This window comes from Burkholderia sp. Ac-20365, assembly GCF_017104715.1.
Taxonomy (GTDB): domain Bacteria; phylum Pseudomonadota; class Gammaproteobacteria; order Burkholderiales; family Burkholderiaceae; genus Paraburkholderia.
In genome coordinates this window covers 99,376-122,848 of the sequence record NZ_JAAGPI010000015.1, presented here as the reverse complement: position 1 = coordinate 122,848, position 23,473 = coordinate 99,376, and the positions used below count along the sequence as shown (strand labels likewise).

Genomic DNA, 23,473 nt, shown 5'->3' with positions numbered 1-23,473 from the left:
TGCGGGACAGTGCCCGCACGGCAGATCGTCTTACTTCAGGTAGCGCTTCGCGACCATTGCGCCGACCGTGTATTTTGGATCGACAAAATTGCCGAGCCGCACTTTACCGACCTGGCTCAGCATCATATACGCGTCCCACTTGTCGAAGCCGTATTCGGCCGCCATCCACAGTACCAGTTCGCGATACGCGATACGTGTCGCGTCTTCGAGCGGCCGCGCGCTGCCGATGCTCATCAGCGCGTCCTCGTTTTCCAGGCGCGGCCAGTCGATCTTCCAGTGCTTGATCAGATCGACGCGTACCGTGGTCGTGCTTTGATATTCGACGGCCGTACCGCACACTTCACCGTCGCCCTGACACGCATGCGCGTCGCCGATAAAGAGCCTTCCGCCTGGCGAACGCACGGGCAGATACGTGATGCTGCCCGGCCCCATGTCGGGGACGTCCATGTTACCGCCATGCGAATCGGGCGTGAGCGAATTGATCGAATCGATTTCGGGCGAAAGACTCAGCGTGCCGATATGCGGCTTGTACGGCAGCGTATTGCGCTTGCTCCAGTACACATTCTCTTCATCGATCTTGATCTTGCGCACGATCTCCGGCAACGGTTCATTGAGCAGCGCCGTGTAATCGGTGCCCGTCAATCCGCCGAAGTTCGGAATCATGCAGCAGAAGCCATGCGGATCGTCACCGCGCGGCGACATCGTTTCGATGTGCACCGCAATCACGTCGCCCTTCTCCGCGCCCTCGATCATGATCGGACCGTTCTGCGGATTCAGGAACGGCACCGTCAACACCTGCGAAGGCTTATCGGTTTCCTCCTTGATCTTGCCTTCGAACGCATCGCGCGTTTCCACCACTACGCGATCGCCGGGCTTGATGTGCAAAACCGGCTGTGAGTACGGCCCGATCGTGTAGTGAAAAGTCTTCTGCAATTCCTCGGTCAGATGATGCTCCACCGGCTCTCGGTCCGCGCCGACGCCGCGTTTCATCATGATCGATTCTTCTAGCCATTTCATGTTCTGTCTCCGTCACAGTGCCAGGTACTGGCGAATCAGTTGTTCATCCCCGAGTTGCGCCGGGCTCAATGTATCGACGATACGGCCTTTGTCCATCACGCAGCAGCGCGTGGCGATGCGCTCGACCATGCCCATGTCCTGTTCGACCAGCACCACGCCGATGCCCGTTTCACGCGCAATCTGCATCAACGTCTCGCCGATCAGATCGACGATGGAAGGCTGAATGCCTTCGGATGGTTCATCGAGCAGCAGAACCTGCGGCGAGCTGATGAGCGCACGCGCAATCGCGAGTTGCTGCTGTTCGCCGCCGCTCATCGTCCCCGCCTTCTGTTGATAGCGTGTCTTGAGAATCGGGAAGTAGCCGACCACCTTGTCGCGCATCAGCGCGGCCTTCTCGCGGTTTGCCTGCGCGCCGACCTGAAGGTTCTCCGCGACGGTCAGCGCACCGAAGATTTCTCGTCCTTGCGGCACGTAGCCGATGCCTTTGCGTGCGCGCGAATACGGCTTTTCATCGCCGATAGACGTACCGTCGAGCACGATGCTGCCCGCGTCGAGTTTGACGAGACCAATGAGCGTGCGCATCAGCGTTGTCTTGCCGACACCGTTACGTCCGATCAACGCCAGCACTTCGCCGCGTCCAATGCCGAACGACACACCATTGAGCACACGTCCGCCGCCATAACCCGATGCGACATCCTTGACTTCGAGTAGCGCGCTCATGCCTTCTTCCCCAGATAGACTTCCGCGACATCGTCGCGGGCGAGGATTTCATCCAGCGGTCCATCGGCGAGCAGTCGACCGCCATGCAGCACCGTCACGCGCGTCGCGATCTGCTTGACGAAGGTCATGTCGTGCTCGACTACCATCATTGTCAGGCCGGATGTGGACAGCCGCTTGATGAGTTCGCCCGTTGCGTGCGTTTCTTCTACTGACATGCCTGCAACGGGCTCATCGAGAAACAGCAACTTCGGTCGCAGCGAGACGGCCATCGCGATCTCGAGCCATTGCTTCTTGCCGTGCGACAGATTGCGCGCAAGCACATGTTCTTCACGTTGCAGCAGAAAGCGCTGCAAAAGCTCGTCGATACTTCCAGGCCGGTCGTCCTTCGCGCGATGCAGCGACAGTTGCAGATGCTGCCGCACGCTCAGATCAGGGAACACGCCCGGTATCTGGAACTTGATGCTCATGCCCATGCGGATGCGTTCGTGCGGCAGCACATGGCTCATGTCTTCGCCAAGAAAATGCACGCTGCCTTCGGAAGGCCGATGCTCGCCCGTAATGAGCTTGAAGAATGTGCTCTTGCCCGCACCGTTCGGCCCAATCACGCAGCGGATTTCGCCCGCATCGATGCGGAAGTCGATACCGTTGATCACATGCACGCCGCCGAAGTGCTTCTTGAGCGCGCGCGTTTCGAGCAGCACGGTCACGATTTGCCCTCCTCTTGCTTGAGCGTTTCGTCGAAACAGGGGCGGCCATGATTGCGCTCGCGCTCGAACCGCCGCAGCTGTTTCGCCGCGAACGGCAGCAAGCCTTCAGGCGCTGCGAGCACGATGATGAGCAGGATCGCGCCCATCAGGATCAGCGCGTACTGACTGCCATACACGGCAAGACTCTGCGACAGCCACACCAGCAACGCCGTGCCGATGATCGCGCCGCCAATGCTCGTTCTGCCCGACGTCGCGACCCAGATCACAGGCATCGCCGCGGCGGTGAGGCCCATCGTCGATGGCGTGATGTACGAGCCCCAGATCGTGTAGAGCGCGCCCGACAACCCGCCTAGCGTACATCCAAGCACGAAAACCAGCAGTTGATGGCGCCGGATATCGACACCGAGCATTTCAGCGCGCTGCGGGTTCTCGCGGATCGCGATCAGCGTGAGACCGAACGGACCATCGAGCAATCTGCGCATGAACGCGTAGACGGCAATCAGCAGAACCAGCACCAGATAATAGAAACTCGTGTTCTCCAGCGTGAGCGGTCCGCCCGGCCAGGGAATCGTTAATGGTGACATGCCGCCCATGCCGTTGTAGCCGTTCAGGCGCGCTTCGCCGATCGCCCATTGCGGCCCGGCCGTCTGCGCCATGAAGGTTTCGAGCACAAGTGTCACCGACAAGGTCACGATGCCGATGAACACGCCCTTGATGCGCCCGAAGAAAATCATGTAGCCGATCAGCGCCGCGACGATCACGCTGATTACGAGACCCGCGCCGAGACCGAGCCAGGAATCGAACCAGTTATCCGCGAAGTTCAGCGTGAAGATGCCGTAGCTATAGCCGGCAAGACCGAAAAATGCCGTCTGGCCGAACGACAGGATGCCGCCATAACCCCACATTGCCGCGAGCCCGACAGCGCTGAAGGCCCATAGAAGACAGTAGGCAAGGTTGCCGCTCGTGGTCGCATCGACGAAGAGGGGCAGGCACAGCGCCACGATCCATGGCGCGCACTGCAACGCGCGCGATGCCGGTTGTAATTGCTTCATGCTTCCCCCCGGCGCAAGCGCGTGAACAGATTGCCGAGCCCTTGCGGCATCAGCCTGATCACGACGATCACTGTCACAAGCAGGCCAATCTGCCCGAACAGCTGACCATACGATGCCGTGAGCGCCGTCTGGATGATCGCAAGCACGCCGGCAGCAGGCGTCGTTCCCGCAATCACATTCGCGCCGCCCACCACCACCGAAACGAACGCTTGCACGATGAAGTTGCTGCCCATCGTCGGCACGGCTGTCATCGTCGGTGCGTAGAGTGCGCCTGTGAGTCCCGCGAGACCCGCACCCAGCGCGAACGTCAGCGTATAGAGCCGGTCCGTGCGCAAACCAAGACATTGCGCGATGCTGGCGTTCTGGATCGTCGCGCGTGCACAGACGCCGTAATTCGTCTTGAAGAACAGCAGATACAGCGCGAACAGAATGCACAGCGCGATCACAGGCAATACCGCGCGATACGTCGAAAACGAATAGTCGCCGAGCGAGAATGACCCGAACGGAGTGCCGATGCCTTCGAGCGACGGACCGGCAACGAGCAGCATCGTCTGCTGGACGATCAGGCTGATGGCCCATGTCGCCACGACGGAATCGAACAGTCTGTCGTAGAGATGGCGTATCACCAGTTGCTCGATCACGACGCCCGCAACGGCAGCAGCAAACGCGCCCAGCAGCATCGCGAACGGCAGCGGCACGCCATGTTTCGCGGCGATGATCGTCACATACGCACCGCACATGATGAACTCGCCATGCGCGAGATTGATGACGCCCATCATGCCGAAGATCACTGCAAGGCCGAGGGCGGCCAGCACGAGATACGCGAAGCTGTCGCCGAACTGATAGACCAGCGAGTAAAGAACCGACAAGGTGGCCATGCTTGCTCCACTTTCAGTGAACGGGCGCGCTTCGCTACGACCGGGCGCGCCCGTTCGGATCACGACTTCTTCGGCAGATTCGACGGCGTGTACTGACGATGATCCGGCTTGTTCGGCAGGTCGCAGCCCACCTTGCCGAGCCAGTACGGCTGCACGTCGTCCCAGACCTTCGGGATCTCGACGGAGTGATCGTCCTTCACGTGCACGAGGAAAATCGTGTGGCTCGCGTGATGGCTCTTCGGGTCGATACAGACCTTGCCCTGCGCGCCTTCCGTGCAAATGCCGCCGCTCTCCAGCGCCTTGCGCACGGCGTCCTGGTTGGTGGATTTCGCTTTCTCTGCGGCGGCCTTGTACAGATAGATCGCGTCGTACGCGTTCGCTGCTTCCTGATTGATGTACGGCTCGTTCGGGAACTTCGCATGAAAGCGTTTCTTGAAGTCGTTGCTCGCGGGCGTGTCGACTTCCTCGACATAATTCGCCGTCACGTACATGTCCTTCAATGCAGGCGGTTTGAAGCGCTTGTGCTCATACGCCTGGCCGACATTCACGGAACTCGCCATCGGCAGATTCAGATGCGCGGAAGCCTGCTGCTCGTAGTACGACGCCTGATTCGCGCCGACCAGCAGCGTCACAACGAAATCGGGCTTGGCTTTCTGAATGTTCTGAATGGTCTGCCCGAATTGGGACACCGACAGCGGAATGAATTCCTCGCCGACCATCGTGCCGCCATTTTCCTTGACGATATTGCGCACCCATTCGGCGGAGATCTGGCCGAAGTTGTAGTCGGCGGCGATGGTGTACACCTTCTTGCCGAACTTCTGCATCATCCACGGGATCAGCGTCGAGAACTGCTGCTCGGGCACGGCACCTGTGACGAAGGTATTGGTGTCGCACACACCGCCTTCGTATTGATTGTCGTACCAGTAGAGCTGATGCGCGCGATCCATGATCGGGCGGATCGCTTCACGCGATGCGCTGGAAAACGCGCCGAATACGACATCCGGTTTGTCCGTTTGCACCAGCCGGCGTGCGAGTTCCTGGAACTTGGTGTTATCGGACTGCGTGTCGTACGCGATGAGCTTGATCGGACGGCCAAGTATGCCGCCCTTCGCATTGATTTCATCGACGGCGAGTTCCGTCGCGTGAATCTTCGGGATGGTCGCGAGCGCAAAATTGCCCGATGCGTCTTCGAGCAGGCCGATTTTCACGGGATCGGCGGCATTCGCTGCTAGCGACGTGACTGCAAGTCCTGCAATGAAGGCCAGACGCATCCAGCCCGACGGCTTTAGCAACATGCGGATTCTCCAGAAGTAGTCTCGAACTTCGCGAAAAAATGGACAAAAAAAAGCCCCCTGACGAACGCACTGTTCGTCAGGGGGCTTCTGTGCCGGATCCTCCGGCGGACATCTTTGTCAGGCCGCGAGGAATGGATGGAGTCTAAAGCGCCGAATTTTCCGTTGTCAACGGTAATCAAAAATCCGCTGCCCCGATAAGAAGCATCGGGCGGGCTGCTTAACTGTGTTCGCCGAGCGTCAAACCATGCTGTCCTTTGTACGCAGCGACCGGCGGTGTCGACCAGCCTTCGAGCACTGCCGGCGCAAGCCGATAGATTTCGATGCCCAGCGGTCGGCACACTTCGAGCGGGTCTCGCGCATCCGGTCCCCACATCGGCAGCGAAAGATCGCCGCCGGGGCAAGTGGATAGCGCGCACAACAAATCGATCTCCGCGAAGAACTCCAGATAGTCGCCCTTCTTCGCCGGGCATGCCTTCATGAAGTACTTGTCTTCGAGATTGAGACCCGTGCATTGAAACACGTTGAGCACGTCATGCACGTCGTACTCGGTCAGACCATACGGCGCGACCGCACGCGTGAGATTCGAATGGCAATGGAAGTGGAAATCTTCGCCCGTCAGCATGCGGTTTACGTACGGATCGCAGCGTGTGCCAAGCAGATCGTGCACGCGGCCGCCGTGTTCATCGATGCCATAGTCCGCGAGCGTGTCGTCGGTGATCGTCACCATCGGGCGCAGGAACGGCAGTGTCGACCAGATGCGGTCGAACGTGCTCACGTGCGCAGCCTGCAACTGGCGCGTGCGCGACGCCCACATCCGCTCGCGTGGATTGTGCAGATTCCACATGTTGAAGTCCGCCACCTGCGGCCCTTCTATCGTCACGATACGGAAGACGTGTCCCGCAGGCACGGTCCACGCCTGCCCCGAACGGATCGGAACCACGATCGATTCGATCAGTTCGCGGCTATCGCGCTCTTCCGCAATGCGTCGATAGAAAGCCTTGTCGACGTCGAGCGCCGAGCCCTTGGTCGATTGATAGGCGGCGGGGTAGTTCAACATGAGTCGCTCCTTGATGATGCGGCCGGCGTGTCCACGCTCTCGTGGCGCCATTCGATACGGCCGGCCGCGAGATGGTCTACAGATAGTCGAGCATTGCGTGCTCGGACTCGGTCAGATAGTCGGCAAGCGCCGCTTGCGCCTTGTCCAGATTGCCGCGTTCGATCAGCGCGAAAATCTTCTGATCCTTCATGACCCACGGCTTCTGAAAACGCTTCTCGTCGGGTGCGGATGCAAACACCAGACGTAGCTGCGCGAGGATCGTCGTAAAGAACGCGTCGAACAATGCGCTATCCAGCAGGCGCACGATATGCCTGTGAAACAGCAGGCTATACGTGCCGACGGCGCGCCAGTCTTCGCGTTCGACAGCTTCCTGCGCGCAGCGGATCGCTTCGCGCATCAACGCGAGATCGTCGTCTTCTATCGGTGCTTCGCGCGCCAGCGCCTGCAGTTCGAGTGTGCGCCGCACACGGTAGATGTCGCGCACGTCGTGACGCGTAAGCGTGCGCACGATCACGCCGCGATGCCGGTAATGCACGGCGAGCCCTTCACGGCACAACAGCCGCAATGCTTCGCGCAACGTGTTGCGCGACACATCGTGCAGTTGCGTCAGATCGTTTTCGACCAGCGCCGTGCCGGGCAGCAGCTTGCCTTCGATGATCTCGTCGCGAATCGTCGTCAGGATACGGTCGGTCACGGACTGATCGGCCTCGGCAGCGGGCGAGGCCGGCTTGGATTCGGCGGACGTGCGTACTGTTGTCATTCGTTAGCTCAGGCGATATGAACGTCTTGTAGAAAACTGGCGATGCGCGAAGTCTTCTGCTTCGCCAGTTCCAGTGGAGGACCATCGCTGAGTATCGTACCGCCTTCCATGAAAATCACGCGATCGGAGATACGGAACGCGAATTTGATTTCGTGCGTGACGATGATCATCGTCATGCCGTCGCGCGCCAGCTGCTCGATCACTTTCAGCACTTCCTGCACGAGTTCGGGGTCGAGCGCCGAAGTCGGCTCGTCGAACAGCACGATGGAAGGCTGCATCGCAAGCGCACGCGCAATCGCCACACGCTGCTGCTGTCCGCCCGACAACTGGTGCGGATACTTGTGCGCATGCGCTGCCATGCCAACCTTTGCAAGAATGCGCATGCCGGATTCGTCGAGTTCGCTGCCCTTCAGACGGTTGTGATAACGCGGCGCGAGCGTCACGTTTTGCAGCACTGTCTTGTGCGGAAACAGATTGAAGCTCTGGAACACCATGCCGATGTCGAGAATGCCGCGCATGTAATCGCTGTGCCGCGCATTGCCATGGCCGCGATGCGCCGCGTGCAGGAACGCATTGCCATGCAGCCGCACGACGCCATCGTCGAGTGTTTCGAGACCGTTCAGCGTGCGGATCAGCGACGTCTTGCCCGACCCGGACGGTCCGATGATCGACACGACTTCGCCCGCTTTCACGGTCAGGTCGATACCCTTGAGCACTTCATGCTGCCCATAGCGCTTGCGAATACCGACGGCTTCCAGCGCGCGCCCATCACCGCGTGCTGCGGCAGTCGACACGGCGCTATCCGATGCATCCGCTTGCACAGCAACGTCGATCATCACCGCATGCTTGCGGCGCGTCACATCGAGCCGCTTTTCGAGCATCTTCAGCAGATGGCCGAACACCGTGACGATCAGCACGTAATAGAACGACACGGCGAGCATCGTCTCCAGCACCTTGAAGTTCTGCGTGTAGAGCCGCTCGCCCACCAGCAGAATCTCCGCCAGCGAGATCACCGACACCAGCGAAGTCAGCTTGACGATCGTGATGTACTCGTTGATCAACGAAGGCAGCGCAACGCGAAATGCCTGCGGCAGCACGATCAGACGTTGCAGCCCGACAAAGCCGATACCAAGCGCGCGGCCCGCTTCGAGTTGTCCCTTGTTAAGCCCAAGCAGCCCGCCACGATGAATCTCCGCGATATACGCGCTTTCGCTGATCGACAGCGCGATCAGCCCGGCCCAAAACGGATCGGACAGCACGCCGCCCGACCACGGCAACACTTGCGGCAGGTTGTAGACGAAGATCAGCAGCACCAGCAGCGGCAAGCTGCGAAAGAGCCAGATATACGCGCCGCAAGCCGCGCGCAACGGCATCATCGTCGATTGCTTGCCGAGCGCCAGCGCGAAGCCGGCGACGATACCGATCAGCCACGTCGCCACACTCAGTTCGACGACGAGCCATGCAGCCTTCCAGAATGCGGCGTCGACGAGTAGCGACGCCGCGTAGTGCCAATCGAACAACATGGTGTTCCCCTTCCCGTTCGCCGCGATGCAAGGCGCGCGTGGCAATGACAATGCGAAGACGCTGGGTTACTTCTGCGCGCTTCCCAGCGCGAGCGCGATATCGCTGCCGGTCGGCTCGGCGACGTTGTATTGCTTGAGCAGCGCCGCGTACTCGCCCGACGTTTTCATCGATGCCAACGCCGTCTTCAGTTGCGACAGCAACGCGTCGTTGCCCTTCTTCACGCCAAGACCGATCACCACGGGATACAGCTGCGCCGTCGATGTAATCGCCACGCGGCCGCCGAGTTTGTCCGCCGTCATCTGCGCGACGGCGGAATCTTCGAATTGCGCATCGACGGCATGCGACAGCACCGCTTGCGCCGCTTCCGGCGAAGTCTCGAACTCGCGCACATCGATTGCGCCGCGACCGGCCGGCGCGCAGACCTTACTGGATACATCGTTGAGCTTCGGAATCCACGATGCGCCCTTGATCGAACTCACGCGCTTGCCGCACAGGTCTTCCGGCGTCTTCGGCGCGAAACCCGTGCCGCTCAGTGCGAGCAGCGATCCGCCCGTCTTCAGATACGGCAGAAAGTCGATCTGCTTCGCGCGCTCGGGCGTCACGTACAGCGCCGACGCAATCACGTCGAAGCGGTTCGCATTGACGCCGAGAATCAGATTCGCGAAACGCGTGTCGACAAACGACGGCTTGAGCTTCAGATGCGTGGCGAGCTTGCCCATGAAAGCGGGATCGAAGCCGGCGGGCGCGCCGTTGTCGAGAAAGTCGTATGGCGGATACGTCAGGTCCGCGCCGATCTGCAGACGCTCGGGCGTAACAGTGCCGGCCGCAGCGGCGAGATCCGCGTGCGTCGCGGCAAATAGCGGCGCGATCGCGGCGGCGATTTTGATCATGCGCGACAGGCCCGAGAGGGCCGACTTCGGGAAAAGGTGGGCTTTCATTAGGTCTCGCTCGTCGGGGTGGTCGGTTAAATTGTTCAACAATGTACAAACTATTGTTGAACAATAAAACGAATGCAAGCGTTTTTTCTATGCGCGATGTTTGTGCAGATACCCACATACGAATCCGCGCCGATACGGAAAAATTATCGAGTGAGCGCGTCGTCGACATATCGCCTATAGAACGGACGGCATCGCGCAACGCGCCGAGGTGGCGTCGATCACCTGGCGGTCAATCAGAAGAACGCACGGCGCCTGCCTTCGCGCGGGACGGGGAGACGGGATATGGGCATCGATGACAAGCGGCCGTTGACGTCGCGCGAGCCACTCGACATCGCGAACGACGACGCGGCGCAGCAGGACACGCCGGAGCAGCCGCTCGATGAGCGCGCTTCGACCAGCCCTGCTACGCCCGAAGCGGACGATGCGGCGGATGTGTCGCATGCGCCTGAAAAACCCTCGAAACGGTCGAAGCGGAAAGCGGATGTCACCCGTCCCCTGACTCTCGTGCGCGTGCAATCGAGGCCAAAGCAACTCGGTTCCGTCAGCGAAGGTGGCACGCCCGACTGGAGTCTCAGCGCAGGTGTGGCGACCGTTCTGTTCGGCTTCGTGATCGCGTTCGGGACGTATGCGACGCTGACGCAGCGGGAAGCGGTGCAAAGCCGGCTGCGTCATTTCGTGAGCGCGGACAAGCCGCATGTGGAGAAGCAAGAGCATGCTCCGGCGGTGCCCAGCCAGCCTGCGGTGGACATTGCGCAGGTGCCGCCCGCGCCGGTCGATAACCCGCCGGTTTCTGTTGCGGTACCCGAGACAGCGGCGCTAGCCACGCCTGCCAGCGATGTCGCGAGCCCGAGCACGACGATTGCCCGGAACGCGCCCGCTCAGCCGCCTGTAGCACGGCCGAATGCGAATCCATCGCCCGCGCTGCCGAAGGCCGTTGCCAGACGCGCCGAAGCAACGACAACGACAACGACCACGGCCACGACAGCAACTACGGCAGCACCCGTCCGCGAGGCGCCGAAAACGACGGCGCTAGCTTCGACCGCGACCGCGAATGCGAAAACGCCGGCCACCACGACTACGGCACAAGTCCGCACTGCGCCAGCCGCGCAGAAGGATCGACAGCCCAATCCGAAGGTGGCCAAAAACACGTCCTGCGGCTCGCTCAAGTCTTGCGACGAAGTCGCTGCCCGTGACGAACGCGCGCCGCGCGAGCCGCTCGCGCCGCGACCGCCGGCAAGGAGCGCGCCGACAACTGCCGTGATACGTGAAGCCGCCGTGGCCGTGCCGCCCGCGCCAGCGGCCCAGATCGCGCTAGCGCCAGCCCAGGCCGAAGCGCAGACGGAAACGGCGAACTCTTTCCGCCTGTCCGTCAACAAGGACCTCTTCCGGCAGCATTAACGCTTCCTGTCTACGCACCGCGTTCGTCGCTATCCCGGAGCGACCGCCGTCGCGCGCTCCGCTCGACGCCGGACGTTCCACCCATCCCGATCCGGAATGAGCCCTATCCCGTTCAGCCAGTTCCCGCGCTGATCTGGAATGGATACATTGCACCTCAACGCAATCGCGAGAGCTTCGAATCCCCGACGCTGCCCCCTCATTCAAGGAAAGATCATGGCCAGCCTGTTCAAACCCATCCGGATCGGTGCATACGCACTTTCACATCGCGTCGTGCTCGCGCCGATGACCCGTCTGCGCACCATCCAGCCCGACGACATCCCCAGCCCGATGATGGCCGACTTCTACGGACAGCGCGCGTCGGAAGGCGGGCTGGAAATCGTCGAAGCCGCGAGCGTCTCGGTGCAGGCACGCTCGTATCTCGGCGCAGCGAGTATCTATCACGACGGCCAGATGGACGGCTGGCGGTCCATTACGGAAGCCGTGCACGCAAAAGGCGGACTCGTGTTCCTGCAACTGATTCATGGCGGCCGTCAGAGTCACGTCGAGATGACGGGCGGCGGTGACCCGGTCGCGCCTTCCGTCGTGCCGTTCGACGGCGTCGCGCTGACGAAGGACGGCTTCGTTCCGGCGTCGCCGCATCGCGCGCTCGGCATCGAGGAGATTCCCGCTATCGTCGAGGACTTCCGCGCCGCCGCGCAGCGAGCGAAGGACGCAGGCTTCGACGGCGTCGAACTGCACGCGGCGAACGGCTATCTCGTCGATCAGTTCATCCAGGACGGCACCAACCAGCGCACGGATGCATACGGCGGCCCGCTCGAAAACCGCGTGCGCTTTCTGCGCGAAACGCTCGAAGCATTGATCTCCGTGTGGGGCGCGGACCGCGTCGGCGTGCGCATCTCGCCGTCGGGAGAATGGGGCGGCGTTTCCGACAGCGACCCTGAAGTCACGTTCAGCTACGTGGCGCGAGTGCTCGATTCGTACGGCATCGCCTATCTGCACGTGATCGAACCGCGCGTCAAAGGCGACGACACGCTGCATCACGATCATCCGGCCGTCGCGACGACGTATCTGCGCGAACATTTCTCGGGGCCGATCATCGCTGCGGGCGGGTTCGATCGCGAGAGCGCGCACGCGATCGTCGAATCAGGCGATGCCGATCTCGTCGCGTTTGGCCGGCACTTCTCGTCGAACCCGGATCTGCCGTATCGGCTGAAGCACGACCTGCCGCTCACGCCGTATGTGCGCGCAGCGTTCTGGGGCGGCACGGAAGCGGACTACTCGGACTTCCTCACGTATGAAGCGTCGCAAGGGCTGGAAAACGTGCGACAGACCGAAACTGAAAACGCCTGAACCGTCTCACATCGTTGATGCCGTCGACGCTATCGGTTCGCTCGCCATACGAGCCATCATGCGTTCGAAACCGATACGTCACGCGGCCCGAGATCCGTCGCTAATCAGCCGTTCCGGCGCGAACTCGGGCGCGAGACATTCTTCGACAAACGCAGTGAACTGACGCGCCTTGCTGCTGGCTTGCCGTCCCGTCGGATAAACGGCGGACAAGGGCACAGCCGGCAGCATCCAGTCATCCATCACGGACACGACAGCGCCCGATTTCAGTTCGGGCCAGAACGCCCATTCCGATGCGACCGCAAGTCCCATATCCGCGAAGACCGCCGCACGTAGACCTTCAGTCGCGGAGATTCTGACGCGGCCCTGCAATTGCACGGACAACTCCGCCGAGTCACGGCGAAAGGTCCAGTCCTCGCCGCCGCCGGTATCCCGCGTATAGACGACGGCACGATGGGCAAGCAGCTCGGCGGGTGCGCCGGGCATGCCGTGCCGTTCGAAGTAAGCGGGCGTCGCGAGCACACGCCGGCGCGCGATGGCTATGCGCCGCGCCGTCATGTTCGAGTCCGCCAGTTCGCCCATGCGCAAGGCCACGTCGATGCCCTCTTCGACGAGATCGATATTGCGATCGTCGAGCACGAGTTCGAGATCGAGGTCGGGATGCTGTTCGAGAAACGCGGGCAGGCGCGGCACGATGTGCAGCCGCGCAAAGCAGACGGCCGCCGACACCCGCAGCTTGCCGGTCAGTCCCGCCGCCGTGCCTCGCGCGGCAAGCACGGCTTCGTCCGCTTCTTCGACGGCGCGCCGGGCGCGCTGGTAAAAGTTCTGGCCGGCTTCCGTCGGCGTGAGCGCGCGCGTCGAGCGCAGCAGCAGCTTCACGCCGAGCCATTCCTCGAGCTGCGCGACCGCTTTCGATGCAGCCGGCTGGCCGATATCGAAGTGTCGCGCCGCCGCCGAGAACGAGCCTGTATCGACGACGCGGATGAAGATTTCGATCGCCGCAAGGCGGTCCATTCGCTGACTCCTGTCGCGTGCAACGCGTGGCCGGGCGACACCCGGCAGATTCCGCAAATATATGACAACCGTTCCAACAGGTTCCAGCGAGATGACACGCGCATCGCAAAGCCCGCTTCGCCGTTGCGCGCGCTCAGTGCACGTCCACCAGTTCGTCTGCTCGCGACAGGAACAGCTTCAGCACCGGCGACGCGTTCGACCGACTGTAGCCGATTGCGAGATCGACGGTGGGCGCAACGCCCTCGAGCGGGCGACTGACCACCGACCACGGCAGCAGATTGTTGGCGTACTCCGGCATCAGCGAAAGCCCGCGCGTCGAAGCGACGAGCGACATGGCCATCGCGAGATTGTCGACGCCATGCTCGGACTTCGGATCGAGCCCGTGCTCCTTCAGATAGCGCGCAACCACGTCGTGCAGCACGCGCGCCTTGTTCGACGCCATGATGAAGGTCTCGCCTTGCAGGTCCGAAGGATGGATCGCCTGCTTCGCGGTCAGCGGATGATCGCTCGGCATCAGCACGATCAGCTTCTCGCGGTAAACGACGCGGTAGTCCAGATCAAGGCCCGGCTCGCAACGCACGAATGCGAGATCGAGCTTGCCGCGCGCGACTGCGTCGGCGAGATCGGGCGAATAGCCGCTCGACACCGTCACATCGATATTCAACAGTTCGTCGCGCAACACCTGCATCGCGCGCGGCAACCACGTCATTTCCTGCCCCGTCAGAAAACCGAGCGCGAACACCTGTTTGGCGGGATGCGACGCGCGGCGCGCGGCTTCGATGGCGGCATCGACCTGCGCGAGCGCGAGGCGCGCGTGATCGAGGAACGCCTTGCCGGATGGCGTCAGTTCGACGCCGCGCGCGCTGCGGCTGAACAGTTCCGCGCCGACCTCGTCTTCGAGATCGCGAATCTGGCGGCTCAACGAAGGCTGCGACGTGAAAAGCCGCTGCTCGGCGGCAACCGTGAGGCTGCCCGTTTCGGCGACGGCAACGAAATACCGCAGATGACGTAACTCCATGCTTTCCCCTGATTCACGCTCATGCGAGGCATGCCTATTGAGCATGCCCGCAAGCCTACAAAGTCTTTTTCCTTTGTGCAAGCGAACGCTAGATTAGCTTCCAGCACGCACATCGCGCAAACAGGAAGCCGGCGCGACAGTTCGACAGCCATGCCTGCATGTTATCGCCAACAGTCTCACCGATTCGTCAGAACGGAGCTACGCCATGAACGATCTTGCTGGAAAAACAGCGCTTGTCACGGGCGCATCGCGCGGCATCGGCCGCGCCACCGCGCTCGCGCTCGGACGCGCCGGCGCACAGGTGCTCGTGCACTACAGCAGCAATGACGCGGCCGCCGATTCGACCGTCGCCGCAATCATCGCGAGCGGCGGGCGCGCACAAAAGATCGCCGCCGATCTGCGCGCCGCCCGCGGTCCGCATCTGCTCGCCGAGCGCGTGCGCGCGATTGTCGGCGGAAGGCTGGACGTGCTCGTCGCGAACGCAGGCATCGCAAAGGCCGCGAGCATCGAAGAGACGACACTCGCCGACTTCGACGATCTCGTTGCCGTCAACGTGCGCGCGCCATTCTTCCTCGTCCAGCAACTCCTGCCGATGCTGTGCAAGGGCAGCAGTGTCGTGCTGCTGTCGTCACTGGCTGCGCGTGCGTCCGTTGGCGAACTGGCCGCGTATGCCGCGACCAAGGGCGCGATCGATACGCTCGTGCGGCATCTGGCGCTGACGCTAGGCGCGCGCGGCGTGCGGGTGAATGCGATCGCACCGGGCGTGGTCGCCACCGACATGTCGAGCTTTGCAAGCACCGAAGAAGGCGCTGCTTACACGTTGAGTCTGCAAGCGTTGAAGCGCGTCGCGCAGCCCGACGACATCGCACATGCCGTGACGTTTCTGGCATCCGCGAAGGCAGGCTGGATAACAGGCGACACGCTGCGCGTGGACGGCGGATCGAAACTCTAGACATTGCAGGAAAAGCGCAACGTATCCTGGCTATAACTATTAATAAGGCATCCAAAATGACTGACAAGAATTTGAAGTTGTTCTCCCCGACCAATATCGGTCCGCTGAACCTTTCGCATCGAATCGTCCATGCACCCATGACGCGCCTGCGCTCCGACGCCGACGACAGCCCGAGCGCCATGATGGTCGAATACTACCGGCAGCGCGCGTCGCAAGGCGGCCTGCTGATTACGGAAAGCGCGCATCCTTCGTACGACAGCCGCGGCTATCTCGGCGCGCCGGGCATCTATACCGACGCGCACACCGAAGCCTGGAAAAAGATCACCGACGCCGTGCATGCGCAAGGCGCGCGAATTTTCATGCAAATTGCGCACGACGGCCGCCAGTCGCACGTCGATCTGAGCTGGGGCAATGCGCCTATCGCGCCATCCGTCGTGCCGTACGAAACCGTCGTGTTCACGCAGAACGGCTGGGTGCCGAATTCGCCGCATCGCGCACTGGAGACTGACGAAATCCCCACTATCGTCGAATCGTTCCGGCTCGCGGCCAAGCGGGCGAAAGCAGCGGGCTTCGATGGTGTCGAGTTGCACAACGCGAACGGCTATCTCGCCGACACGTTCCTGCAGGACGGCACCAACAGGCGCACCGACGCCTATGGCGGCACGATCGAAAAACGCGCGCGCTTTTCGCTCGAACTGGTCGAGGCGTTCGCTTCCGTATGGGGTGCCGATCGCGTCGGCGTGCGCGTGTCGCCAAGCGGCCGCTGGGGCGCGATTTCCGACAGCAACCCCGAAGCGACTTTCGGTTACCTGGCCGAGCGCCTGAATGCCTACGACCTTGCCTATCTGCACGTAATCGAGCCGCGCGTGATGGGCACGGAAACGCTTGTCGAAGGTCAGCCGCCTGTCGCGTCTTCGTTTTTGCGCAAGATTTTCAACGGCCCGATCATCGCCGCGGGCGGTTTCGACCGTGCGGGCGCAGAACAGATCCTGCAACGCGGCGACGCCGATCTCGTCGCATTCGGCCGCTGGTTCTCGTCGAATCCCGATCTGCCCGAGCGGCTTCGTCATGACCTGCCGCTGACGCCGTATCAGCGCGACGCCTTCTGGGGCGGCGACGAACGCGCATACATCGACTTCCCCGCTTACGACGAAGCGCGCGATGACGTTGCCGCTGAAGCGTCGAGCGATCAAGCCATCTGATTCAAGGAGCACCGACATGTCGACCAGCAACACACCAACCCCGACGAAGACCGTGAAGATTCCCGGCCCCGATCATCCGATTACGATCGAGCGCAATCCGTCGCGCGTCGTCGTCACGGTCGCGGGGCGCGTCATCGCGGACACGCGCGAAGCGCTGACGTTGCGTGAAGCGCACTATCCGCCCGTGTTTTATATCCCGAGAAAAGATGTCGATATGGCACAACTCGAACGCACCCAGCATTCGACGTACTGCCCATACAAAGGCGACGCCGCATACTTCTCGATCCCGTCGGGCGGCGAGCGCAGCGTCAATGCCATCTGGACGTACGAGTCGACGTATGCCGCTGTCGAACCGATTCGCGAGCATCTCGCGTTTTACCCGGACCGTGTCGATTCGATCGAAGAACTCGGATAAGGAATCGGTACGAGCGGACGGACGGCTCAATCGCCATTCCATGCCCCTGCGATATCATGGTGGACCTCGGGAGGGCCCACATGGATACATCCTGAGTCAACTGAATGACGCTGGCCATTCACGAATCAGGATGTGACAACCGATATGCGAGACACGCCATACATCAGAGGCCGTTTGCTGATCGTCGCGGCATTCGTGTTCCCCGCGTTCATGTTCATCAACGGCTGCAAGTCGACGCAGACCCAGGCCGTGTCAACGCCGGGGAATATCTCCACTGGCGATGCCGAACTTGCCGCCAGGGTGAAGCAGGCGCTCGTAGCGGACCCGGAGCTAAGGCCGCTGCCGGTGAGCATCGCGACCTATCGGGGCGTCGTGCAGCTCTCGGGTTACGTGGATTCAGAGGCACAAATTCAGAAAGCCCTGGCCATGACCCGCGCTGTGGCGGGGGTGCAATCCGTGAGCAACGATCTGCACGTCAAGCCTCAATGATCTGTTTGACACGTGACGCAGAAGAAGAGCGCGCGAACGCCTGACCCTTTCCACCGCTCACGCGAATGTGCCACGAGGGTGAACCGTCCCTGAACGGTTAATCCATGCAGGGTTCATTCCTTGCGACGCCACGATTCCCCATCGACGACGACACGAGAGGCCGGACTAACGCACCGTCCGGCGCGATGACACGTGCGCGATCGAGCGACCGACGCGACGTTCGAACATGGACCTGAACAGTCGTCGAACTGCCCATCCCATGCTTTTCAAGCATGCCTCACAGCCTACAAAGTCTTTTTCCTCAATCGGCGTGGCGTCTACATTACTCCACAAGACGGCGCGATACGAAATGCAGACGACCCCGACCAGCAAAGTCACTCAGGCTCGCCCCATACGTTTCAGCTATATCTCGCCGCGCTCGACCGCCACGTATCGACAAAGGACATTGCCATGACCCGCCACACTCACCAGACCGCCCCGACCCAGTTCGTCGAAGCCAACGGCATCCGTTTCGCGTATCGCCGCTTCGGCAATGCGAACGGCGTGCCGCTCGTGATGAACATTCACTTCACGGGCACGATGGACCACTGGGATCCCGCCGTCACCGACGGCCTCGCGCAAAACCGCGAAGTGATCCTGTTCAACAACGCCGGCATTTCCAGCAGTTCGGGCGCCGTGCCGGAGTCGATCGAAGAAATGGCAGCCAATGCCGCGGCATTCATCGAAGCGCTCGGACTGGCACAGGTCGACGTGCTCGGCTTTTCAATGGGCGGCCTGATCGCGCAGCAACTCGCCATCGCGAAGCCGCAGCTGGTGCGCAAGGTGATCCTCGTAGGTACGGGTCCGCGCAGCGGCGAAGGCATGGAGACACTCACGCCGGAAGCGCAGGAAATCTTCGGTGCATCGTATGCGCACCCCGATGACCTGTGGCTGCGCGTGCACTTCGCGCCGTCCGAAGCGAGCCAGGCAGCCGGACGCGGTTTCGTCGAACGCTTTCGTCTGCGCACCGAAAACCGCGACCCGGAAGCCAACGACAAGGTGGCGCCCGCACAGCTCGCCGCACTCGCGAAATGGGGCGCGCCGCGCGCAAACCCGTACGACTACCTCGACACGCTGAAGCAGCCGACGCTCGTCGTCAACGGCGACAACGACGTGATCATCTACTCGATCAACTCGTGGATCCTGCAGCAGCACATTCCGAACGCGCAACTGGTCATCTATCCGGACGCCAACCACGGTTCGCTGTACCAGTACCCGCAGCGCTTCGTCGCGCACGTCCACCAGTTTCTCTCCGAAGCCGACGCTTCGCTCGCGTAAAGCACGCTTTCAACCGATATCCAGCGGAATCACATCATGACTAACCTGACAGGCAAGACCGCCCTCGTGACGGGCGCATCCCGCGGCATCGGCCGTGCCATGGCCATCGCGATGGCACGCGCAGGTGCGCGCGTGCTGGTCCACTACAGCAGCGCGGAACAGGCCGCCGACGACGTCGTCGAGACGATTCGTGCGGCAGGCGGACAGGCCGACAAGGTCGCCGCCGATCTGCGCAATGCAAACGGTCCGCACGAACTGGCGAAGCGCGTGCGGTCGCTGATAGGCGAGCGTCTCGATGTGCTCGTGGCCAACGCGGGCATTTCGAAGGCCGCGCCGATCGAAGAAACCACCGTCGAGGACTTCGACAATCTGTTCGCCGTCAACGTGCGCGCACCGTTCTTCCTCGTGCAGCAACTGTTGCCCGTGCTCGGCGACGGAAGCAGTGTCGTGCTGCTGTCGTCGCTCGCGGCGCGCGCGTCCGTCAACAATCTGTCCGCATATGCGGCCACCAAAGGCGCGGTCGATACGCTCGTGCGCCACTTCGCATCCGCGCTCGGCGAACGCGGCATTCGCGTCAATGCGATCGCGCCGGGCGTCGTCGAAACGGATATGTCGAACTTCGCGAAGACGGATGCCGGCCGCGATTTCACGCTGGGCATGCAGGCGCTCAAGCGCGTTGCGCAGCCCGACGATATCGCGGGCGCCGCCGTGTTCCTCGCTTCGGACGACGCGCGCTGGGTGACGGGCGACACATTGCGCGTCGACGGAGGATCGAAGCTCTGAACTAGCAGGCTCGCAGGCTGCCGCTCAGGAGTGGTTGCCGCGAGCCTCGCGCTAATCAGAATAGAAGCCCGAACCCACGAGGCCCGGAACGCCGTCGATCGTCACTGCCTTCACGTAGGTCCATTTGTGTGACGGCTGGGTCTGCCCTGGTCTCAGGAACATGTAGTCGACCCAGCCCGACCCTTTCGTTCTGGCCGTCTCGATCATGGCGTCGTGAAACGCCTTTCCGTTCGAATCTTTCTGCCCGCTGACGTTAGTCCCCTCGCGGGCTGGGAACGCCGGATTCAACAAGACGTTTGCCTTCAGGTCGTAGACGAAGACGTAGGTGTCCCCGTGCAGCCATTCGCTGCCTTTGACCCTGAACTCCGCGAACGCAGCCTTGCCTTTACCGTCGATCAACGCCGCAGCCTTGCCGACCAGCGCTTCGGTTTGCCTGGTCGTCTCCGACGCCGGAGGAAATGACTGGGGAAATGCAGGCGACACGAGGAACCACAATCCGCCCAGCAACAGGACACTTGTAAAGAGAGCCTTGCAGTTCATCGCGCGATCTCCCGCCTGTGAATGACGTGCCGCACCCGCTTCGTATGCAGAAGACTAGTGCACGAAGCGCAGCCTGGTAGACTCGTTTTCCCGCATCGAATGGGTGGATTGCAATTTCAAGCCGATGCCGCTCGTGGGGCGCCTCAGCAAGCGGTCAACCACGCCGCGCAGCCGCCCGATACTGTCGCACGATCCTGACAAAGTTCAGCACGGCGGGTGACTTCTCGCGTTGCCGATGTATCAGCGCGATGCCCGTCGCCAGCGGCTTACCCTGAAGCTCGTGATACGACACACCTTCGACCTGCACCTGCCGCATCGAAGACGGCACGACAGCAACGCCGAACCCTGCAGAAACCAGATTGGCCGCCGATGAAATCTGCGGCGATTCCATGCTGATCGAAGGCGCAAAACCGGCTGCATGACAGGCGCCGATAATCGAATCGTAAAGATTCGGGCCGATCGCACGCGGAAAGATGATGAACGGATCGCTGGCCAGATCCGCGAGATCGACGCGCCGCCGCCGGCTCAACCGATGGCCGTCGGGCAACACGGCAAGCATGTCTTCATCCACGAGCATTTCGACCACGAGATCGCGGCAATGCAACGGCATGCGCACAAGCGCCGCGTCGATCTGACGGCCGCCGACCTTGTCGAGCAAGGCGACGCTATTGCTCTCCTCACAACTGACCGCGACGCGCTCATACGTGTGGCGAAACTGCTGCATCGTCGACGCGACGGCGGGATGAAACACCGTCGAGCCGGCAAACCCCAGCGACAGCCGGCCGGTCTCGCCGCGCCCCGCATTTTGTGCTTCGACGAGCGCCTGTTGCGCGTCGTCGATAATGCGCTGCGCGCTTTCACGCAGCAGGCGCCCCGCTTCCGTCAACTCGACCCGGCGCGGATGGCGGATAAAAAGCGCGGTGCCGATCTCGCGCTCCAGCTTCAGGATCTGCTGGCTCAACGGCGGCTGTGCGATGCCGAGATGCGCCGCCGCTTCCGTGAAATGCAGATGTTCGGCAACCGCAAGAAAGTAACGCAGCTGGCGCAGTTCCATATCTTTTTCGTCTTCATTTAGCGGCTTTGAGATATTGGACTAATAGCACACCGGACTCTAAGCTTCCACCCATTCGATGCACAACGGCGCCACACCCGCCATGACACGCGTCAAACCCGATATTGCCCGGAGAGCACCATGACAGCCGTTTCCGCACCAGGCCTCGTCACCACCGCCCCATCCGCACAGACCTTGCTGGCGAGTCTGCGCCAGATCGTCGGCAAACAGCAGGTGCTGACGGACGCCGCCCGAACGCGTCGTTACCGCACCGGTTTTCGCTTTGGCGAAGGCAATGCGCTGGCCGTCGTGCGGCCCGGCACGCTGGTCGAACAGTGGAAAGTGCTCGAAGCCTGCATTGCCGCCAACGTGATCGTGATCACGCAGGCGTCGAATACGGGCCTCACGGGTGGTTCGACGCCGGATGGCAACGACTACGACCGCGACGTCGTGATCGTCAGCACTGTGCGGATGAAGAAGGTGCATGTGATCGATGAAGGGCGGCAGGTGATTTGCCTGCCGGGCGCAACGCTCGATCAACTGGAACAAACCTTGAAGCCGCTTGGCCGCGAACCGCATTCTGTGATCGGATCGAGTTGCATCGGCGCATCCGTTTTCGGCGGCGTGTGCAACAACTCGGGAGGCGCGCTGGTGCGGCGCGGCCCGGCCTACACGGAAATGGCCGTGTTCGCGCAAGTCGATGCAGCCGGCAAGCTGAATCTCGTGAATCATCTGGGCGTCGAACTGGGCAGCAGCGCGCCCGTCGATATGCTCGAGCGTCTCGAACGGCGTGCGTTCACGGACGCCAACATCCGGCACGACGCGGGCGCTGCCTCGGATCAACACTACGCGAACCACGTGCGTGACATCGACGCCGACACGCCCGCGCGTTTCAATGCCGATCCGCAGCGCCTTCACGAAGCGTCCGGTTCGGCCGGCAAGCTGATGGTGTTTGCGGTGCGGCTCGACACATTTCCCGTCGAGAAGAACGCGAAGGTGTTCTATATCGGCACTAACGAGCCCGATGAACTCACCGAAATCCGCCGTCACGCGTTGCAGTCGTTCACGCAGGTGCCGATCTCCGGCGAATACCTGCATCGCGACGCATTCGACGTTGCCGAGAAGTACGGCAAGGACAGCTTTCTCGCGATTCACTACCTGGGCACTTCACGCATTCCCGCATTGTTTGCATTGAAGAGCCGCTTCGATGCGTTGTTCAACCGGTTCAGCTTTCTTCCGTCTCACTTCACGGACCGAGTCTTGCAAGCCGCCAGCCGCCTCTTTCCGAGCCATCTGCCGCAGCGGATGAAAACATTCCGCGATCGGTACGAGCATCATCTGATGCTGAAAGTGTCCGCGGAAAACGCCGACGAAACCCGTGAATATCTTTCAGGGTTTTTCTCGAAGGCGTCGGGAAGCTATTTCGAATGTACCGACGATGAAGGCAACAAGGCCTTTCTGCATCGCTTCGCGGCGGCAGGTGCAGCCGTTCGCTATCGCGCAGTGCATGCGAAGGAAGTGGAGGACATCGTCGCGCTCGACATCGCGCTACGCCGCAACGATCGCGACTGGGTCGAAACGCTGCCCGCCGATATCGAAGACACGATCGGAATCAAACTGTATTACGGCCACTTTCTGTGTCACGTCTTTCACCAGGACTATATCGTGAAGAAGGGGCACGACTGTCTCGACGTCGAACATCGGATGTGGACCTTGCTGGATCGGCGCGGCGCAGAGTACCCCGCCGAGCACAACGTTGGCCACCTTTACCATGCAAAACCCGCGCTCGCGGAGTTCTACGAGAAGCTCGATCCGTGCAACTGCTTCAATCCCGGCATTGGACAGACTTCGCGATTCTTCAGGTATCGCGAAGCAGCAAACTGACATCCTCATTGTTCTTGTTTCGCGAAGTATGAATTGACCCACCGGGGGATTCTGTCCAGCACAAGGCGTGACTACACTTCGTCGTCAAGTGATCTGCATGCGCGGCAATCGTCGC

23 protein-coding genes are annotated in these 23,473 nt (G+C 61.6%); 9 read left to right on the top strand and 14 right to left on the bottom strand.

The window, feature by feature from the left end; genetic code table 11:
* Positions 1-30 precede the first annotated feature (30 nt).
* The 10 genes from G3O01_RS25000 to G3O01_RS24955 all read right to left on the bottom strand — a co-directional run bounded on the left by G3O01_RS25000 (position 31) and on the right by G3O01_RS24955 (position 9,948).
* Positions 31-1,017: an acetamidase/formamidase family protein gene (locus G3O01_RS25000; protein ID WP_205809027.1), complete on the bottom strand. Its 987-nt coding sequence runs from the start codon at positions 1,015-1,017 to the stop codon at positions 31-33.
* Between the two features lie 12 nt (positions 1,018-1,029).
* Positions 1,030-1,737, bottom strand: coding sequence for an ABC transporter ATP-binding protein (locus G3O01_RS24995; protein ID WP_205809025.1), 708 nt, complete (start codon positions 1,735-1,737; stop codon positions 1,030-1,032).
* Positions 1,734-2,444 (bottom strand): ABC transporter ATP-binding protein, encoded by a 711-nt coding sequence (locus tag G3O01_RS24990; RefSeq protein WP_205809023.1) that lies wholly within the window; start codon positions 2,442-2,444, stop codon positions 1,734-1,736. Before G3O01_RS24990 ends, G3O01_RS24995 begins: the two co-directional genes overlap by 4 nt.
* Positions 2,441-3,496 (bottom strand): ABC transporter permease, encoded by a 1,056-nt coding sequence (locus tag G3O01_RS24985; protein ID WP_205809021.1) that lies wholly within the window; start codon positions 3,494-3,496, stop codon positions 2,441-2,443. Before G3O01_RS24985 ends, G3O01_RS24990 begins: the two co-directional genes overlap by 4 nt.
* Positions 3,493-4,374 carry a branched-chain amino acid ABC transporter permease gene (locus G3O01_RS24980; protein WP_205809019.1) on the bottom strand — a complete coding sequence of 294 codons (882 nt, stop codon included), beginning with the start codon at positions 4,372-4,374 and terminating at the stop codon, positions 3,493-3,495. Before G3O01_RS24980 ends, G3O01_RS24985 begins: the two co-directional genes overlap by 4 nt.
* A 59-nt stretch (positions 4,375-4,433) precedes the next feature.
* Entirely contained in the window at positions 4,434-5,669 is a 1,236-nt protein-coding gene (locus G3O01_RS24975; protein ID WP_205809017.1) for an urea ABC transporter substrate-binding protein, read from the bottom strand.
* Between the two features lie 217 nt (positions 5,670-5,886).
* A complete protein-coding gene (locus G3O01_RS24970; protein ID WP_205809015.1) occupies positions 5,887-6,726 on the bottom strand; it encodes a DUF1989 domain-containing protein in 840 nt (279 codons plus the stop codon).
* Between the two features lie 76 nt (positions 6,727-6,802).
* Positions 6,803-7,486, bottom strand: a complete 684-nt coding sequence (locus G3O01_RS24965; RefSeq protein ID WP_205809013.1) for a GntR family transcriptional regulator — start codon at positions 7,484-7,486, stop codon at positions 6,803-6,805.
* An 8-nt stretch (positions 7,487-7,494) separates the two neighbouring features.
* Positions 7,495-9,009: an amino acid ABC transporter permease/ATP-binding protein gene (locus G3O01_RS24960; RefSeq protein WP_205809011.1), complete on the bottom strand. Its 1,515-nt coding sequence runs from the start codon at positions 9,007-9,009 to the stop codon at positions 7,495-7,497.
* 66 nt (positions 9,010-9,075) lie between these two features.
* Positions 9,076-9,948, bottom strand: a complete 873-nt coding sequence (locus tag G3O01_RS24955) for a transporter substrate-binding domain-containing protein (RefSeq protein WP_205809009.1) — start codon at positions 9,946-9,948, stop codon at positions 9,076-9,078.
* 282 nt (positions 9,949-10,230) lie between these two features.
* Between G3O01_RS24955 and G3O01_RS24950 the strand changes: the two genes are divergently transcribed.
* On the top strand, positions 10,231-11,346 hold the full coding sequence (locus tag G3O01_RS24950; protein ID WP_205809007.1) for a hypothetical protein: 1,116 nt from the start codon (positions 10,231-10,233) through the stop codon (positions 11,344-11,346).
* 213 nt (positions 11,347-11,559) lie between these two features.
* Positions 11,560-12,696, top strand: coding sequence for an alkene reductase (locus G3O01_RS24945; RefSeq protein ID WP_205809005.1), 1,137 nt, complete (start codon positions 11,560-11,562; stop codon positions 12,694-12,696).
* Between the two features lie 78 nt (positions 12,697-12,774).
* Here G3O01_RS24945 and G3O01_RS24940 read toward each other — a convergent pair whose 3' ends face one another.
* Together G3O01_RS24940 and G3O01_RS24935 are read right to left on the bottom strand one after the other, a co-directional pair.
* Positions 12,775-13,707, bottom strand: coding sequence for a LysR family transcriptional regulator (locus G3O01_RS24940; RefSeq protein WP_205809003.1), 933 nt, complete (start codon positions 13,705-13,707; stop codon positions 12,775-12,777).
* A 133-nt stretch (positions 13,708-13,840) separates the two neighbouring features.
* Positions 13,841-14,725 carry a LysR family transcriptional regulator gene (locus G3O01_RS24935; RefSeq protein WP_205809001.1) on the bottom strand — a complete coding sequence of 295 codons (885 nt, stop codon included), beginning with the start codon at positions 14,723-14,725 and terminating at the stop codon, positions 13,841-13,843.
* A gap of 205 nt (positions 14,726-14,930) precedes the next feature.
* On the opposite strand from G3O01_RS24935, the gene G3O01_RS24930 reads away from it, so the two are divergent.
* The 6 genes from G3O01_RS24930 (at position 14,931) to G3O01_RS24905 (ending at position 19,883) form a co-directional block, all read left to right on the top strand.
* Positions 14,931-15,677 (top strand): SDR family oxidoreductase, encoded by a 747-nt coding sequence (locus G3O01_RS24930; protein ID WP_205808999.1) that lies wholly within the window; start codon positions 14,931-14,933, stop codon positions 15,675-15,677.
* 56 nt (positions 15,678-15,733) lie between these two features.
* On the top strand, positions 15,734-16,879 hold the full coding sequence (locus tag G3O01_RS24925) for an alkene reductase (RefSeq protein ID WP_205808997.1): 1,146 nt from the start codon (positions 15,734-15,736) through the stop codon (positions 16,877-16,879).
* A 16-nt stretch (positions 16,880-16,895) separates the two neighbouring features.
* Positions 16,896-17,294: a DUF427 domain-containing protein gene (locus tag G3O01_RS24920; RefSeq protein ID WP_205808995.1), complete on the top strand. Its 399-nt coding sequence runs from the start codon at positions 16,896-16,898 to the stop codon at positions 17,292-17,294.
* Positions 17,295-17,438: 144 nt separating this feature from the next.
* The gene (locus tag G3O01_RS24915) at positions 17,439-17,783 is read left to right on the top strand and encodes a BON domain-containing protein (RefSeq protein ID WP_205809210.1); all 345 of its coding nucleotides are present in this window, start codon (positions 17,439-17,441) and stop codon (positions 17,781-17,783) included.
* A gap of 450 nt (positions 17,784-18,233) precedes the next feature.
* Entirely contained in the window at positions 18,234-19,100 is an 867-nt protein-coding gene (locus G3O01_RS24910) for an alpha/beta hydrolase (RefSeq protein WP_205808993.1), read from the top strand.
* A gap of 36 nt (positions 19,101-19,136) precedes the next feature.
* Positions 19,137-19,883 (top strand): SDR family oxidoreductase, encoded by a 747-nt coding sequence (locus G3O01_RS24905; protein ID WP_205808991.1) that lies wholly within the window; start codon positions 19,137-19,139, stop codon positions 19,881-19,883.
* 51 nt (positions 19,884-19,934) lie between these two features.
* On the opposite strand, the gene G3O01_RS24900 is transcribed toward G3O01_RS24905, so the two are convergent.
* Together G3O01_RS24900 and G3O01_RS24895 are read right to left on the bottom strand one after the other, a co-directional pair.
* Positions 19,935-20,423 carry a cache domain-containing protein gene (locus G3O01_RS24900; protein ID WP_205808989.1) on the bottom strand — a complete coding sequence of 163 codons (489 nt, stop codon included), beginning with the start codon at positions 20,421-20,423 and terminating at the stop codon, positions 19,935-19,937.
* 154 nt (positions 20,424-20,577) lie between these two features.
* Positions 20,578-21,477: a LysR family transcriptional regulator gene (locus G3O01_RS24895; RefSeq protein WP_205808987.1), complete on the bottom strand. Its 900-nt coding sequence runs from the start codon at positions 21,475-21,477 to the stop codon at positions 20,578-20,580.
* Between the two features lie 138 nt (positions 21,478-21,615).
* Here G3O01_RS24895 and dld point away from each other — a divergent pair, with 138 nt between their 5' ends.
* Positions 21,616-23,358: a D-lactate dehydrogenase gene (dld, locus tag G3O01_RS24890; protein WP_205808985.1), complete on the top strand. Its 1,743-nt coding sequence runs from the start codon at positions 21,616-21,618 to the stop codon at positions 23,356-23,358.
* Positions 23,359-23,473 lie beyond the last annotated feature (115 nt).

Excerpts from the sequence above, each read along its gene's own strand:
- G3O01_RS24970 (WP_205809015.1), bottom strand. The coding sequence starts at position 6,726 with ATGTTGAACTACCCCGCCGCCTATCAATCGACCAAGGGCTCGGCGCTC.
- G3O01_RS24945 (WP_205809005.1), top strand. The coding sequence starts at position 11,560 with ATGGCCAGCCTGTTCAAACCCATCCGGATCGGTGCATACGCACTTTCA.
- G3O01_RS24930 (WP_205808999.1), top strand. The coding sequence starts at position 14,931 with ATGAACGATCTTGCTGGAAAAACAGCGCTTGTCACGGGCGCATCGCGC.
- G3O01_RS24955 (WP_205809009.1), bottom strand. The coding sequence starts at position 9,948 with ATGAAAGCCCACCTTTTCCCGAAGTCGGCCCTCTCGGGCCTGTCGCGC.
- G3O01_RS25000 (WP_205809027.1), bottom strand. The coding sequence starts at position 1,017 with ATGAAATGGCTAGAAGAATCGATCATGATGAAACGCGGCGTCGGCGCG.
- G3O01_RS24925 (WP_205808997.1), top strand. The coding sequence starts at position 15,734 with ATGACTGACAAGAATTTGAAGTTGTTCTCCCCGACCAATATCGGTCCG.
- G3O01_RS24900 (WP_205808989.1), bottom strand. The coding sequence starts at position 20,423 with ATGAACTGCAAGGCTCTCTTTACAAGTGTCCTGTTGCTGGGCGGATTG.
- G3O01_RS24940 (WP_205809003.1), bottom strand. The coding sequence starts at position 13,707 with ATGGACCGCCTTGCGGCGATCGAAATCTTCATCCGCGTCGTCGATACA.
- G3O01_RS24960 (WP_205809011.1), bottom strand. The coding sequence starts at position 9,009 with ATGTTGTTCGATTGGCACTACGCGGCGTCGCTACTCGTCGACGCCGCA.
- G3O01_RS24935 (WP_205809001.1), bottom strand. The coding sequence starts at position 14,725 with ATGGAGTTACGTCATCTGCGGTATTTCGTTGCCGTCGCCGAAACGGGC.
- G3O01_RS24915 (WP_205809210.1), top strand. The coding sequence starts at position 17,439 with ATGCGAGACACGCCATACATCAGAGGCCGTTTGCTGATCGTCGCGGCA.
- G3O01_RS24920 (WP_205808995.1), top strand. The coding sequence starts at position 16,896 with ATGTCGACCAGCAACACACCAACCCCGACGAAGACCGTGAAGATTCCC.
- G3O01_RS24975 (WP_205809017.1), bottom strand. The coding sequence starts at position 5,669 with ATGTTGCTAAAGCCGTCGGGCTGGATGCGTCTGGCCTTCATTGCAGGA.
- G3O01_RS24950 (WP_205809007.1), top strand. The coding sequence starts at position 10,231 with ATGGGCATCGATGACAAGCGGCCGTTGACGTCGCGCGAGCCACTCGAC.
- G3O01_RS24910 (WP_205808993.1), top strand. The coding sequence starts at position 18,234 with ATGACCCGCCACACTCACCAGACCGCCCCGACCCAGTTCGTCGAAGCC.
- G3O01_RS24980 (WP_205809019.1), bottom strand. The coding sequence starts at position 4,374 with ATGGCCACCTTGTCGGTTCTTTACTCGCTGGTCTATCAGTTCGGCGAC.
- G3O01_RS24995 (WP_205809025.1), bottom strand. The coding sequence starts at position 1,737 with ATGAGCGCGCTACTCGAAGTCAAGGATGTCGCATCGGGTTATGGCGGC.
- G3O01_RS24905 (WP_205808991.1), top strand. The coding sequence starts at position 19,137 with ATGACTAACCTGACAGGCAAGACCGCCCTCGTGACGGGCGCATCCCGC.
- G3O01_RS24965 (WP_205809013.1), bottom strand. The coding sequence starts at position 7,486 with ATGACAACAGTACGCACGTCCGCCGAATCCAAGCCGGCCTCGCCCGCT.
- G3O01_RS24895 (WP_205808987.1), bottom strand. The coding sequence starts at position 21,477 with ATGGAACTGCGCCAGCTGCGTTACTTTCTTGCGGTTGCCGAACATCTG.
- G3O01_RS24985 (WP_205809021.1), bottom strand. The coding sequence starts at position 3,496 with ATGAAGCAATTACAACCGGCATCGCGCGCGTTGCAGTGCGCGCCATGG.
- dld (WP_205808985.1), top strand. The coding sequence starts at position 21,616 with ATGACAGCCGTTTCCGCACCAGGCCTCGTCACCACCGCCCCATCCGCA.